A 14540-nucleotide genomic window follows, 5' to 3' on the forward strand; every position below is an offset into this window, starting at 1 on the left:
TTTGTTTTAAAATTTCATTCTGTTACTGCGTCTCATTTCCGAAAAAGAGCGCTCCTGCCATTTATCAGTATTACTTTCTGTAGTTGTGCAACCCTTTGCCTCTTCACCGTTCTTTATTGGCAGTTGAATTACCGGCACTGTATCGGTTAATTTAGTTTCATTACTGAGCTTATCCTCTTGCGGATTGGCTTCCTTTAATTGGTTCTCCTGAATTTTCAGGGCTATTTCCCTTTCAAGACTGCTGAGATCGCTTTTCATTTTTTGCAGTTCATGTTCCTGGCTGAATACTTTTGTACTTAATTGTTGTAATTCAGGAAGTTGGTTTTCAATATCTTTTAGAGACTTTTGGTATTTTTCCTTGAGATGTTCTACCTTATCAATTGCATTTAGAAAATGGCGGGCTGCCAATTTAGGATTGTCCACATTTGGAGTTCCTCCATTGGAAGTATATTTTATACCATCTTCCAAACGTTGTGCGTAAAAGCTGTTAGAGTAACGGTACTGGTATAAACCATCATTTTGAAAGGCTTCACGTTCTCTTTTTATATAGAGTTTAAAATCATATAACTTTCCAATCTCTTTGGATTCTTTTTCTCCTTCGGGAGGTTTCCAGTTTTTGTAGAGTAGGATAATTTCTTTGCCGATACTTTCGGGATCTGCTGTTTTGCAGTTAAACAGCTGTATTGGATTGGCTTTAGAACCATCAGACTCATACCTCAGATTGGTTTTGTAAAAGCTGTCATCAGCAGTTAATTTCTCTAGTGTTTTAGTGATGATTCCCTTTTCTTCCATTAGGTATTCAACCTGATATTTAATTCTGGAAATTTCTTTGTAATGTGCTTTTTTAAGGCTTTCCATTACTGCTACTTTTTTCTCCAGTTTTGATTTTTCCAGTAATGAAGTGTCACCTGATAATACTGCGATATATTCAGAAAAGTTCATCCCACTTTGCTCATCCATTGCCCCCTCATCAATAGTCCTCACATTAAGTTCACAGTTTTTCATCTGACTGATAAAAGTCTGTTTGTTCTTCAAAAGGTTGAATTTGTAATTATCCAGGGATTGCTCTGTTGCATAGATGAAATTTTTCACTTTATTACCATAATGCTGTTTGGCAACTTCATTACCTTGTCTGCTGCCTCGACCGTTGCGTTGTCCCAGATCTGATGGTCTCCAGGGAATATCCATATGATGCATTGCCACAACACGCTTTTGTACATTAAGCCCGGTACCTGCTTTTTCTGTACTGCCCAAAAGAATACGTATCTCACCTGTATTCATTTTAGAAAACAACTCCGGTTTCTTTTTATCTGCCCAATCGTGTATATAGGTAATCTCATGAGCCGGGATATTAAAATCCCTTACCAATTTTTCTTTAAGGGCATCATACATATTAAAGTCATCCGGCTTGGGTGTCCCGATATCTGAAAAAACGATCTGAGTGCCTTTATGCTCCATGGAAGCATGATGAATTTCAGCCACATTTCTAGCGCATGTATTGACTTTATTATTCGGATGATCACCATATCTTTCATTTACCAGCCTCATATCGGCAGCCATTTTTTTAGCGTAATTAGTAGCGATTAGCATCCTGCCTTTATCTTCCTGAGAGGTAAGAGGCGCCCTGCCGATAAGTGTCGCATTACCTGTTTTGGCAAACTGCATGAGCTGGGTAATAAACTCGCTTTGCTCAGTTGTCGGGCTGATATTGACAAGCTGTTCCTCAATTTCCGGTTTATCCAGATCAATATGTTTTGCTGTTTTGTAATCGGTAATCTCATTATAGAATAGTGCCAATTCCGGAACTTTAATAAAATGGCGAAAACGCTCTTTGGCAATAATCTCGTTGGTAACGGAAAATTCAAAATCAGTTGTTTTTCTGGCGAAAACAGCTGCCCATCCGTCAAAGTTTTCAATATGCTGGCGTTCCATTTCTTTAGGACGCAGGTATTTGAAAAGCAGATACATTTCGGTAAGACTATTGGATATTGGAGTACCGGAAAGAAAGGTCACACACAGATCCGAATCGAATTTTTCCTGAAGCGTGCGCACCGCAAATAACATATTAAGCGCCTTTTGGCTTCCCTGCATATTTCCAATTCCGGCAACACGGTCATGACGGGTAGTGAAAGTCAGATTTTTGAATTTGTGAGATTCATCTACAAACAAATGATCAATCCCCATTTCTTTAAAGTTGATACCGCTGTCCTTTTTATCTTCTATATCTTTGAGCAGTGTTTTTAGTCTGCCATCCAGATTATTTTTTCGTATTTCAAGACCTTTTAATATTTTCTTGGAGATATCGCCTCCTAGATCTTTGGCCGTATCAAGGTCCCGTTCTATATTATCCAGCTCATTTTGTAAGATCTCTTTTTGTATTTCGGGTGACTGCGGAATTTTACCAAACTGATCGTGGGTTAAAATGATACAGTCCCAATTATTATTTTTAATCTCATGGAAGAGTCTCATTCTTTTTGCCGGAGTAAAATCATTTTCACCAGGTGACAATATTCTTGCATTGGGATAAGCCTTTCGATAGGTTGCTGCAATTTGATTTACATTGGCATTCAATGCCAATATTGCAGGTTTATGAATAATCCCTAATCGTTTCATTTCATTGGCAGCAACAATCATGGTTAGTGTTTTTCCAAGCCCAACCTCATGATCGATTAAAGCGCCACGGTTTTGAATAATACGCCATGCTGCATTTTTCTGAGAACTGTACAAGTCTTCAATCTCCAAGGCTTTTTTATCCAATCCCGGAAAGCTCAGATGACTTCCATTATATTCTCGCAATACGTAACAATTGAACGTATTATTATAGAGGCTCTCCAGTTCATTTTTATCGCTTATTGGCAATTCCTGCAGCCACTCAATAAAGCCGTTACGGATGTTTTCAATTTTTTGATGGGCAATCTGTATGGCTTCATTGTCGGGCAGTCGGATGGGTTTTCCGCCGGCTCCCTCAACTTCATAGGTAAAAAAGGGAGCCGTATTTTCGAGCGCATGCTCCAATATCGTGTAGCCATAAGTGGTTCTTCCACTTTTGGGAGTCACCGAAAATTCTCTGTCTATTTTGGTATTGTGACCTGTACTTACTTTAAAAGTATCCAATGATGGGAAATAATTAATTTCAGTTGGCTGATCAAATAATTTTCCGGCAAAACTTTCATAGTATCGGTTGGGAATCCATCGCTCGCCAAGATTGAAATCGAGTAATTCAAAAGGGATACGCTCCGGCTGTACTTTTTCAAGTGCCTGCAATCCTTTGTAATATTGTGTGTTTTCAGGATATTGTTGTACAGCCTGTTTAGCCTGATGTAACTTTTCTACAACATTGCCACTTAAATAAAGGTCTGAAGTTTCCCAATTCTGACCTGTAGGATTCAAATAGATATGCTGGTTCAGATGCTCTATAACCTCGTTTTGTTCAAGTCCTGTCGCAGCAGTTATAAAGCTTAAGTCAACAGTTCCTTTTTCATTCAGACTTCGAGCCAGCGCTTCAACCGAATCATCTGTATAATAGCGTTCTTGCTGTTTTACTACAGACTCTATTAAAATATCCGACTTCACATAACGTTCGCCTTCTTTGCGTTCCAATGAAGAAAGAATGGTGAAACCAAAAGCGGAATCCTGCATGATTAACCTGCGATTCTCAGTACCGTTCAAAATACCATAGTGGGACACAAATTTGGTATACTGCTCATCGAGATTTTTACGAACCTGTTCACTGGCAGCTTTATCTGATTGCTCTTTCTCAAACAATTCCAGATAATAATCCCGAATAGCAATATAGGAATCATAGAATTTCAGATTGCCTTGTGATGCTAATGGTTGGAAAAAAGCCTGTTTGTGCTGCTCATTTATATCACTGATAATTCCAACGTATTCTCCAACTCTAACCAGAGTACCTTCTGTATAAAAAGATTTCAATGAAGCGACTTCTTCATAGAGTCGCTTTTCAAGGTTAAAAGCAGGTTCAAGGGTTTTATCTCCTTCATAAATATATTTGTGATCATAGTATTGAAGGGTATTGGATAAAGCCAATAATTCATGTGGCAGTAATCCGCCATTCATCCAATTGGCTGAAAAGCCATCGATTTCTTTGACATTGGAATATAATTTATACAGGTATCGATTCGTCTTAATTTGTTTAGCAGTGATAAGTACCACATTTTCATGCGAGGTATTATCATTTGTGCGTATGGTACTGAGTATTCGTGCTGTTTTTTTATCCACTACAGTTTCATCAAGGGGATTGATGTAATCCATAGCACGGTTGATATTCTCTGCAGGCACAGTATCAAACAACCCAAGCTGGACAGAAATACCGCTTGCTTTACTCTCCGGCATAGGTAAATAAGTGAATTTTTGTCCGATTGCTTCAGCGGGCTGAACTATCTCAGTTTTTTGAGCCTTCTCAAAGCGTTCGGAGTTAAAGTTTTCTTTTAATCCTTTGGTAATATTTTCACCAAGGTAGTTTCCAATAGAATTGATATCACCGTTTTGTCTCACACTTTGGTGCGCCTGTCCGTATTGGTTTTTACCGGCTTGTATTTCATTACCAATGATGAGCTCGGGTCTTTTGTGCAGATATTTATTAATACTATATTTTCCAAATTCATTTTCCAGTTCAACGGTTTGCAGCAGCTCACTTTCATTGTCAGACAGCGTTTGTTTATGTTCGTTTTTCTGAACAATAAGCAGATGATTAGGAGCATCTGTATTTCCGGTTTCCTTCATCAGGTTATCAGGCATAACTGCCATATTTACAAAATCTGCATTTTGAAAAAGATACGCGCGGACACTCTGATTCGAAGGGCTGTTTAAAAAGCCGTCCGTTGTGATGTAGGCCATAAGACCGCCATCAGCGAGTTTGTCCAGTCCTTTTGCAAAAAAGTAATTATGAATTTTTCCGGAAATAGCTTTATCAGGATAGTCTTTATCGTAAACTGAAAAATTACCAAAGGGAATATTACTGACCACAAGATCATAACTGCCGTTATCATTTGTTGGAGCTTCTTCGAGTCCTATTACATGTGTGGTATTTTGGGTTGAAAGTGTACTGTTTAATGCTGAAAGTACCAGTCCGCTTAATTGGTCTTTCTCCACAGCAGTAATTTGTTCCAAACTTGAAAATGCGTTGTCTGCTTCAGTGATAAAAATGCCTGATCCCGCTGATGGTTCGTATAATCTTTTAGGATTAATACCTTGTTCTTCCAAAGCAGTGTACAAAGTTTTGGGTACAATTTCCGGCGTATAAAATGCTGTAAGGACACTATTACGTAGTGAAGAAACAACTGAATTATAATCTTTTTCAGAATAATGTTCTTGCAGTATTGCATGTAGTCGTGTCATCTCCGTATGCAGTTTCAGGTCTTCTTTAGTCGCACCGGATTTTATCCAGTCTTCGGTAGTACCCTGGGGATATAAGATGGCTTTGATTCCACCAAAGCCGGCATAGGCTTTAAGCGCCGCAACTGCTTCTTCCGATAAAGCATCACCTTGCTGCCATTGCATTGCAATAGTAATCGCCTCGATATTGGCACTTAGTTTTTGGGATAGATTGTAAGCCATAATTACTCCTTTTCATACTACATGCTATAAATAGCTCAATTCAAATAGTCAGCAATCTGACCAATAAGGGCATTTCTCAAATTGGGGTCTTCTTCATTTTCTTTAGTAAAACCAATGGTTTCAAAAACCGGCTTGCAGCTTTCGATAAGGTTGATTACCTCATAGGTCAGGATACCTGCTTCCTGAAAAGTGGCATAGGTTTTCTCAAACTCATCTGAAAGCAGTGAGCGGATATATAAAAACCGGGAAGGTTTCAGATCTTCAGTAAGTAAATTGAGACATATTTCTTCGATGATGTATTTAGGTGTACCATCAGATAACATATCATCCAATATGGATTTTACACTGCTTATTTTCTCATTGAGATAATCCAATACACTATAATTTTCCTGGAGTGTAAACATCAAATCCGGATTGTTATGGATAATATAAAACCATAACTTTTCTTTGAGTAGATCTTCCATAGCGATTTGTTTTAAATCCCAAAGAAGGATTTGATTACGGTAGCTACTACTACCAAAAAAACGCAGCTTCCAAACCAGGCGGCAGCCACTTTTCCAGTATCAGGATCACCAGCATTCCATTTTTGGTATACTTTCACAGCACCTATGAGCCCAAGTAGCGCACCTACGGCATACATGAGTTCTGTGCCTGCATCAAAATAACTTCTTACCTGTTGGTTTGCTTCATTGATTCCCGCCAGGCCATCCTGGGCGTAGGTTTCATAACTGATTACAAAAAGTAATTGTGCCAGAAGCGTACAAATACTATTTGTTTTTTGCTCAATAAACTTTTTAAAATTATAGTTCCATTTTTTCATCGCATATTATTTTAAAGTTTAATAATTCTGAAAAAAAACGGAGGTGTAGCCGCTGTCGCAATTCCACTTTCCTGTTACATCTGCCATACTGCGCCGGGATGGACAGGGGCAATTCCTCCGTTAAGTTGTTTTAGAGTTTATTCCCAAAGGGCTTCTGCTTCTTTCTGGGTTAAATTGACTGATTCGAGTTTCTCACATTGTGAGACTATGAGTTCGCTTACAGAAGAATTAAAAGGGGAATTTTTCACTGAGGGAAATTCTCTTAGGAGAAGCTGCAGGTAATAGATAAATTCTTTTTTGACTAATTTTTTCTTTGCTGCATCTGCGATAAAAGTTTTTAATCGTGCCACCAGAGCATCAACGTCTTGAAAAGTCGTGTCAAATTCTCCAAAAGAAGTTTGGTTTGAAGTAAGTTCAGGGGAATCCTGATCCTTTAATTCGGGTTCAGTATCTTGGTAGTTTGCATTTTCAAATCCGCGGAATTTAAGTTTCCGCTTTCCTGATATGACTTCTTTGAGGGCATCAAAATAAAATCGCAATCCAACAAATAAATACCAGATTGTCAATAGCAGAATAACTACAATTATGTAATTACCCCATGAAATGTTTGTAAACATACTCTCTTCATTTTATCGTTCTACATTAGTTTCTCACAATCCCGGAAGATGTCTAATTCCAATTCCGGATCTTTCTCATTACAGGGCAAAGTAACGATAGAGATAAAACTGCCACAAGTACAACTTTTTGTTGTACCCCAGTTGTACCCCGCTGAACCTCCAGCAAAATCAAGTAGAAAAAAAATAAAAAAAATGCAAAAAAAATAAAATAGCCTCCACAACGGGGAGGCTAATCTGATAATTAAATTATTTTAAGATAGTTTTTTAGTTCGAAAATTCCATTAAATTTTAAATTGGTTAACGAAGTATGTTGTGCATTGTGTTTTTATTGCCAATTTTTTTCTAAAAAAAAGTTTCCCTTTATTAAAACTTTATATTATATTTGCACTTTATAAATATGTTATTTGAAATTATGATAGAAGTAAAATTTGCCAAACAAGTTGGTGAGTTTTTGCAGAGAGTAGATTTAAAGCATAGATTAAAAATTATAGAAAATATTGAATTGGCAACAAACAATATGAACCCAAACTTATTAAAGAAATTAAATAATGAGATTTGGGAATTTAGAACTAGAATTCAAGGAATACATTACAGGATATTGTGTTTTTGGGATAAAAGGGATAAAGACAACACTATAATTTTTTGTTCGAATGGTTTTATTAAAAAAAGTAATAAAACTGCTTTAAGCGAAATCACAAAAGCTAAAAAAATACACAGTTCGTATTTTGCCCTAATGTAAAAAATTGGAGAATGAAATAAAGCTAATTTCATTCTCCAATTTTATTCTTTTTTATTTCTTTATAATTAAAAGTTACAGATTTTTAAAAATGCCATTAGATAAACAGAAGTTTTCTATTGTTTTTTATGCGTTCAAAGAAGCCGGAGAACGTTGTTTAATATTTTTAAGGGTTTTCCCGAAATTAATTTTTCTTCATAACTATGGAAGTTTTATCACTTGACCAATTAAAAAATACTGCAATTGGACAAAAAGGTTCTGAAATTCGAGATGCTTACGAATTCAACTTAAATATGAAAATTATAAGTCATATTATTAAGGAAATTCGAAAGGAGCAAAATTTAACGCAAGAGGAATTAGGCGTAAAAATTGGAGTTCAAAAATCACAAATATCACGAATTGAAAACAGTTTAAAAAATGCTAATTTATTTACAGTAAAACGAATATTCGAAGCTTTAAATGCAAAGATTAAGTTTGAAGTAATTGTTAATGAAAAAAAAGTGGAATTTGAAATTTAACTTCTAATTTTCTACCGACCGTTTGCATATCGCACAGCTTTTGAATATTCTAATAGGATAAAAATTCAATTTCCGATTTTTTATCCATAAGCTGCCAGCCATCATCCGCTCGTATGAAATAGACTTCATGATTGAGTGTATCTTTCAAACCATTTTTAATTACAGCAGCAAAAACATTTTTTCTTCGAATTGTGATGTATTGAACAATCGCCTTATCGCCAGAACTCATCATTCGGATTTCTTTAATCACGCCAAATTCTTCATCTGCGACTTTTACGCGTTGAATTTTACTTATTTTATCCTCTTTAGATGTAGGTAGTAAGTATGGTTGTGCGGCAGCAGTAAAACTAACGAAGGCAGTAGTGTCACCAAATTTCTTGCTTTGAAGCACTTTTGCAAATCCTTTTTCTACAAGTCCTGATTTAAAAATGGTGTAAGCATGTGCTGGATCACCGCGGAAAATATCATGGACTACAATAATTGGATATTGTTTTTTTTCAATTATAAGAGCGGAAGCCAATTTTTTATCCAGCTCTTTACGTTGGCAGCATGTCATTATTAAAATTAATGTGGTCAAAATGAAGAGTAGCTTTTTCATGTTTTTAAGGTTTAATTATTTAAGTTAATATTTTTTAATCTGCTTAATCAAGCGTTCCAGTGTGTCAATTGCTATTTCTTTATCCCTTTCTTCAGCAACATATGCTTTGCTTCGCATAGAATTATAAGAGAGATCATTTTTATAGGGAGTAGACAAGAACGGAACTATAGTTTTAAAAACCTGATTCATGGATTTGGAACTTAGGATTTTTAATTCATCGCTGGCTCGCAGTATCAAGGCTGTCTGATCAGTTGACAATTGACATAAAATCTTTTCATCTTTCTTTTCAGTATTAACTTGATTTTGGTTTTTATCTAGTGGAGGAAATGGAAGAGCAGTAAGATGTTGTTTCTTTTCTAGAAAATTGATTTCTTGCTTGAACCAATCACTCAATACTTTTTTTAATTTTTGATTATTGGGATGTAGAGCAACATTTTCATGGCTTGAGATTTGATTGAATTCTTTAAAATAAAATAACAGCCATCCGATTTTATCAGGTATTTGTTCAAACTTATTAATTTTGCGAGATATGTTTTGCGTGTAAAAATTGATGAAAATCTTAGTGTTAAAATTCATGTAGATTAGCACTTCAGTCAAGCCTGTATGAGTTAAGTCTTCACTTTTATTACGTTTCAATAGTTCAAGTTCTTTTATTAACTGTTTATGATAAAGCATTTCTCTAAAGGTAATTTTGCTTTTCTTTTTAGAATTGACAAAACAGTACAATATATTGAAGACAATATCCACAAGCATCTTTTCGTCTTTATCAAAAAACAAGCTGCTTCTCAGTTTATCAAGTCTTTGTTTGGTTTTCTTATTTGAAATAGTGAGATAAGAAACCGGTATTCTGGTATCTAAGGTTAAAAATTGAGAAAATCGGGACTCCACAAAGCTTAATAGTTCATCCATTAATCCAAGTAAAGTAGCTGCAACCTCTTTGAGATCTTGTCGATCTAATAACTCCGTATCATTTATCTCAAAGAGCTGGTCCCAAAGACTAATTAATGCGGAATGATAATTTCTTACCAGCACTTTTATACATTTTTCTTTTTTTAGCGAAAAAACCTGAATGGTAAATTGAGCTTGAATTATTTGTGTTTCCTGCATAGCTTTATTAATAATTGCTTTGGACTGAAGAGGCGTAAGTTTACTGACATCACTTTTTTTTGGATTTAAATTTAATGTCACTACTGAATCCAGCCACTCTAAAAGATAGGGTTGAGTCATGTCTTTCATTTTTAAGTAAATAGTGCTCCCAATGTTTTATCGGGAGATTCCAAATTAATTGCGGACATTTTAACTGGGCCAAACTTTATTTAATGGGAGCTTAATCTTGAACGATATTCAGATGGAGATAGCGAAGTATGGCTTTTAAAAAAAGTACTGAAAAATGAGGTATTAGCAAATTTTAGTTCTTCTGAAATATGTAAAATGGTTAAATCATTATTCTGAAGCAGGATTTTTGCCTCTAGAATAATAGCGTTTTCGATACATTGTTTTGCCGTTATCTCTGTTACTTTTTTGATTGTTTTAGTAAGATGTCCTGTTGAAACATTTAAGGCATGTGCATAGAATTTTACACTGTGTTCTTTTCTACAATTGAATTCTAATATTTTAAAAAAATGGATCACTAATTTTTCGGTACTGGAATGTTTCACATTGCTATACCAGGATGAGGTGTGGTAGGCGTTGGCCAGCTCGTATAAAAAGAGATTAAAACTTAAAAGAAGCGTTTCCTTTTTAAATATAGGAGTGTTTGAACTTCTTACTTTATTATTAATCAATTTAAGTAAATCTATCAGTGATATAATATGTTTATTTTTGAGAAAAATTTTAGAAACATTTTGTGTGATAAAATATTCAAAATAACCAATATGCGGCCATTTAATACTATTTTCAGATGCAAACTCTGACGTAAATGACAGCAGGCATATCTGTAATTGATTACTCATTAACATAATCTCACAAGTTGATCTTTTTGGAATAACAATAAGCTCACTTTTAAATAAATGAATTTTTCTGTTGTTAATTTCTATGCATAAAGCCCCAGAATTTATAATTAGAACGCTGAATCTATCTACTAACAGAAATTCTTTGAAAGAAATTCTAGAGCTAAATGTTTCAAAAATGCAGACTTGTAAGCCTGAAGTTTTATATTTTGATTTTTTGGATGTCAAAATAGATGCTTTTGTAAATTATGATATTTAAGAAGAAGAAATTACTTTCTCTTAATAGAATAGGAGAGAGAGTATTACTTGTCACACAATCTGGCCATCAATGAAAAGCGTACAAAAAATAAATTTGAAATGCCTTTAATAAAACAGATAGGCCGATTTTCCGGGGGAATCAGTTTTTATCCCACCATCGGTTGGATAGCCTGTCATTTCATCATAGAATGATAAATCCATGATAAAATAAAGGCTGACTAGATTGAAAAGAATCAAAAACACGAAGTAAGAGCATCGTAGTTGTTTTTCAGTCAACATTATTCAATTCTTGGTTATTCGGTTTGGAGATTTTGAATCGCAAGTCCAGTTACGATAGATTTGTTAACTGCCGTAGAAGAATTATCTATAGCCCCTTGAACAGCTCCAGCCCGATTGCCAATAGAAGTTTCCCAATCTTTATCCTTACGTTCCTTTTGATAATATAGGGAGTGTCTTGCTATAGATGAAGTGGTCAGGATAATTCTTTTATCCTCCTGGCTAAACTGGTTATTGTTTATGACAGTAGTTTCGAATGAAATTATGCATTGATGAATTAGACTATATTCATTGCTTTCCCATAATAATATCGAAGACATAAAGTTGGAAAGACAAATTTGGCCTGAATTTGTCATTTGAGAATTTATAATTGCCTGTTCAATTTCTAATTGAGGATCATTAATAATTTTTTGGATTTCCTGAAAGTTAATAGGAATACTGGTTTCTAAATTCACAAAATCACTGTTCCAGACTGAGATCGAATCGACTTTATGGCTTATTTGCGCAATTGTATTACAAGGATAATTGCCTGTTAAATAAACGTCAAGGATGTCATTATGTATTTTACCGGCTATGTCATAAATATTAGCTGGATTTTCCGGGCTGATTTCTTGAAAAACTGCTGATGATTTTGCAAATTTCTTTTCATTATTTGCGCTGTCCAAAATTTCTGTGTTTTTAATATTCTCATCGGTACAAGAAACTTGTAGTGATGCTATAATCACTAACAATGATAAAAGATTTTTCATGATTAAAATTTGTTAAATGGAAAGACTATTTTATTAGTCAGTTCATTTCACCCGGATTAGCAGAACTTTAATTTGGCAGGATGCCAAATGTTTTTGCTTTTGAATTCAGGACAAATCTAAACGAAGCAATTCGGTTTTGCAAAACATTGTGTATGGATTTCCCGTTTTTATTATATCTATTTGCGGGAAATTCACAAATGTTTTTTGGTTTAAAAATCCTTAATTATCAGCTTATTAGCTTATATTTGGTGTTATTTTAGGCAAAACATAAGCGTTATCCCTACATAATGGTGTTTTGGCAGATAAAAAAGCATTTCTAAGTCAAAATAATGTCTCATTTTTTAATTTCCCCTATGATTAAGAGGTATTTATTATTCGCAATTGCTTTGTTTGGATATCAAACTTATTCACAGCACATAGAATCGAACGTTCCAGATACACTTCAAAGAAAGGATTATGATTATCTGTTTGAACGTATTGAGGCCACATCTGAGAATAAATTGAATCAGGCACATTATCTCCAATACTTTTTACAGAAGGCAAAAAATGATAAAAATTTTGAAGAAATTGTAAATGGATATAAAAATTATTTGCACTATTCAACTGAAAAATTAAAAGTCATATATGCTGACAGCATGATTTATGCTGCTAAAGAATCAAATGATAATGCCTTGATAGGCTCTGCTTATCTTTCCAAGGGAATTGTTTATTATGGACAGAAAAAACATAAATATGCTTTGGATAATTATTTAATAGCAGACAATTATATTTCCAAAACCAATGACAAGTATTTAATACATAAGGTAAAGTATAACATTGCACATATAAAGTACTATCTGGGATTTTATGATGAGGCAATTTCTCTTTTTTTAGAGTGCACTGATTATTTTAAATACAAAAACGCACGAGCATACCTAAATTCTCTGCATTCACTTGGATTGTGCTACAACAAAATTGGCAATTACGGATTATGCTCTGAAATAAACGAAAAAGGTATTCGGGAAGGGATGAGATTAGAAAATAATGAAATGAGGGATTACTTTATTCATTCGGAAGGGATCAATCAGTATTTTAAAAATAATTATACCAATGCTATCCAGAAGATTACTTATGCAATTCCAATTATCAATAAAAACAAAGATTTCGCCAATGAGTCTGTTTCATATTTTTATATAGGAAATAGTCATTGGGGACTTCATAAACCTGAAAAGGCATTAGCATACTTTTTGAAGGTTGATCAGATTTTTGATGAAAAAGGATACATCCGTCCTGATCTTCGGCAGAACTACGAACGGATAATCGAATATTATAAAACTAAAAAAGACATTCATAAAGAGCTTTATTACATTAAAAAACTGCTCAAAGCTGATAGTATTCTCGATAATAGGTTTAGGTATCTTTCCAGTAGGATTCGTAAAGTTTATGATACGAAAGTACTGCTAAGAGATAAACAGGAAATTGAAGCCTTATTTAATAAAAGGAAATACGACACCTACATTTTTACTGGGGTAAAAGTTTTATTCTTTTTATTTGTCCTGTTTATTGTTTACATGCATATCAGAAATAAGAATATTTATAGGCTAAAGTTTCAGGAAGTAATGAAGAAAAAAGAAACTCTATCTGAACTTGACATAAAGAGCGCAAATAATGGAATAGGGGACATTAATAAAGATACAGTTGGAGTCATACTAAAACAACTGGAAAGATTTGAAAAGGATAAAAAATTTCTTGAAAAAGGATTGACTTCTTTAAAACTTGCGGTTGTTTTTAATTCCAACCCAAAGTATTTATCAAAGATAATTTATCATTACAGAGGAAAAAAATTCACAAAATACATTGCCGACCTTAGGATCGATTATATTATCACATTATTAAAAGAAGATTATAAAGTAAGAAAATATACAAATAGTGCACTTGCAGACGAAGCAGGTTTTAGCAGTACTCAAAGTTTTGTAAATGCTTTTTTTTCCAAAGCCGGATGTCCGACTTCTTACTTTATTGAAGAAATCAATAAGATGTCTCAATCAGGTTAAATATAATTATTAGGTATAATGAAATAGTTTCAATAAGTAATACACTTTTTATTAAGTAAAAGAGTTTATAATTTTAACAGCAAAATCGTTGTAAGTAGGAAGCAAAATTTTATTTTTGCTTCCTTAATTTAATAAAATATATCATGAAAGATTTAGTAGCAAAAATAAACGCCGAGATCGAAACATTTAAAACAGAATCTGAATCATTAATTGATAAAGGTGTTAAAGCTGCAGGAGCGAGAGCTCGTAAGTCAACTTTAGAAATTGAAAAACTTTTAAAAGAGTTTAGAAAAGTTTCTATTGAAGAATCTAAAAAATAATTCAATCTTACTTTTACTTATTCAGCCTTTCAGTTTTCTGGAAGGCTTTTTTAGTTTTTATTATGTATTAATGAAATATTAGAAGTCAG

The 14540-nt window shown here is 34.1% G+C and carries 12 protein-coding genes; 4 read left to right on the forward strand and 8 right to left on the reverse strand.

Annotation, left to right across the window (positions count from 1 at the left end; genetic code table 11):
• Positions 1-6: 6 nt before the first annotated feature.
• The 4 genes from AAEO57_RS09755 to AAEO57_RS09770 form a co-directional block, all read right to left on the reverse strand.
• Complete coding sequence (locus tag AAEO57_RS09755) at positions 7-5577, reverse strand: Eco57I restriction-modification methylase domain-containing protein (protein WP_341692048.1); 5571 nt, start codon at positions 5575-5577, stop codon at positions 7-9.
• A 35-nt stretch (positions 5578-5612) separates the two neighbouring features.
• Positions 5613-6041, reverse strand: a complete 429-nt coding sequence (locus AAEO57_RS09760; protein ID WP_341692050.1) for a DUF1896 family protein — start codon at positions 6039-6041, stop codon at positions 5613-5615.
• Between the two features lie 11 nt (positions 6042-6052).
• Positions 6053-6397 carry a DUF4134 domain-containing protein gene (locus AAEO57_RS09765; protein WP_341692052.1) on the reverse strand — a complete coding sequence of 115 codons (345 nt, stop codon included), beginning with the start codon at positions 6395-6397 and terminating at the stop codon, positions 6053-6055.
• Between the two features lie 137 nt (positions 6398-6534).
• A complete protein-coding gene (locus AAEO57_RS09770; RefSeq protein ID WP_341692054.1) occupies positions 6535-7014 on the reverse strand; it encodes a hypothetical protein in 480 nt (159 codons plus the stop codon).
• A 412-nt stretch (positions 7015-7426) separates the two neighbouring features.
• On the opposite strand from AAEO57_RS09770, the gene AAEO57_RS09775 reads away from it, so the two are divergent.
• Positions 7427-7753: a type II toxin-antitoxin system RelE/ParE family toxin gene (locus AAEO57_RS09775; protein WP_341692056.1), complete on the forward strand. Its 327-nt coding sequence runs from the start codon at positions 7427-7429 to the stop codon at positions 7751-7753.
• 200 nt (positions 7754-7953) lie between these two features.
• Positions 7954-8268, forward strand: coding sequence for a helix-turn-helix domain-containing protein (locus tag AAEO57_RS09780; protein WP_073409920.1), 315 nt, complete (start codon positions 7954-7956; stop codon positions 8266-8268).
• Between the two features lie 49 nt (positions 8269-8317).
• Here AAEO57_RS09780 and AAEO57_RS09785 read toward each other — a convergent pair whose 3' ends face one another.
• From AAEO57_RS09785 to AAEO57_RS09800, 4 genes are all read right to left on the reverse strand, one after another.
• Complete coding sequence (locus AAEO57_RS09785) at positions 8318-8866, reverse strand: hypothetical protein (protein ID WP_341692064.1); 549 nt, start codon at positions 8864-8866, stop codon at positions 8318-8320.
• 24 nt (positions 8867-8890) lie between these two features.
• On the reverse strand, positions 8891-10102 hold the full coding sequence (locus AAEO57_RS09790) for a hypothetical protein (protein WP_341692066.1): 1212 nt from the start codon (positions 10100-10102) through the stop codon (positions 8891-8893).
• 80 nt (positions 10103-10182) lie between these two features.
• Positions 10183-10650: a helix-turn-helix domain-containing protein gene (locus AAEO57_RS09795; protein ID WP_341692068.1), complete on the reverse strand. Its 468-nt coding sequence runs from the start codon at positions 10648-10650 to the stop codon at positions 10183-10185.
• Positions 10651-11366: 716 nt separating this feature from the next.
• Complete coding sequence (locus tag AAEO57_RS09800) at positions 11367-12098, reverse strand: hypothetical protein (RefSeq protein WP_341692070.1); 732 nt, start codon at positions 12096-12098, stop codon at positions 11367-11369.
• Positions 12099-12451: 353 nt separating this feature from the next.
• Between AAEO57_RS09800 and AAEO57_RS09805 the strand changes: the two genes are divergently transcribed.
• Positions 12452-14131 (forward strand): AraC family transcriptional regulator, encoded by a 1680-nt coding sequence (locus AAEO57_RS09805; RefSeq protein WP_341692072.1) that lies wholly within the window; start codon positions 12452-12454, stop codon positions 14129-14131.
• Between the two features lie 143 nt (positions 14132-14274).
• Positions 14275-14451, forward strand: a complete 177-nt coding sequence (locus AAEO57_RS09810) for a histone H1 (protein WP_041516026.1) — start codon at positions 14275-14277, stop codon at positions 14449-14451.
• Positions 14452-14540: the final 89 nt, after the last annotated feature.

The sequence above is a fragment of the Flavobacterium calami genome (assembly GCF_038290035.1).
Classification (GTDB): Bacteria; Bacteroidota; Bacteroidia; order Flavobacteriales; family Flavobacteriaceae; genus Flavobacterium; species Flavobacterium calami.

Bases quoted from the DNA above. Each gene is read 5' to 3' on its own strand.
- AAEO57_RS09775 (WP_341692056.1), top strand. From the start codon at position 7,427: ATGATAGAAGTAAAATTTGCCAAACAAGTTGGTGAGTTTTTGCAGAGA.
- AAEO57_RS09800 (WP_341692070.1), bottom strand. From the start codon at position 12,098: ATGAAAAATCTTTTATCATTGTTAGTGATTATAGCATCACTACAAGTT.
- AAEO57_RS09760 (WP_341692050.1), bottom strand. From the start codon at position 6,041: ATGGAAGATCTACTCAAAGAAAAGTTATGGTTTTATATTATCCATAAC.
- AAEO57_RS09780 (WP_073409920.1), top strand. From the start codon at position 7,954: ATGGAAGTTTTATCACTTGACCAATTAAAAAATACTGCAATTGGACAA.
- AAEO57_RS09765 (WP_341692052.1), bottom strand. From the start codon at position 6,397: ATGAAAAAATGGAACTATAATTTTAAAAAGTTTATTGAGCAAAAAACA.
- AAEO57_RS09810 (WP_041516026.1), top strand. From the start codon at position 14,275: ATGAAAGATTTAGTAGCAAAAATAAACGCCGAGATCGAAACATTTAAA.
- AAEO57_RS09790 (WP_341692066.1), bottom strand. From the start codon at position 10,102: ATGAAAGACATGACTCAACCCTATCTTTTAGAGTGGCTGGATTCAGTA.
- AAEO57_RS09785 (WP_341692064.1), bottom strand. From the start codon at position 8,866: ATGAAAAAGCTACTCTTCATTTTGACCACATTAATTTTAATAATGACA.
- AAEO57_RS09770 (WP_341692054.1), bottom strand. From the start codon at position 7,014: ATGTTTACAAACATTTCATGGGGTAATTACATAATTGTAGTTATTCTG.
- AAEO57_RS09755 (WP_341692048.1), bottom strand. From the start codon at position 5,577: ATGGCTTACAATCTATCCCAAAAACTAAGTGCCAATATCGAGGCGATT.
- AAEO57_RS09805 (WP_341692072.1), top strand. From the start codon at position 12,452: ATGATTAAGAGGTATTTATTATTCGCAATTGCTTTGTTTGGATATCAA.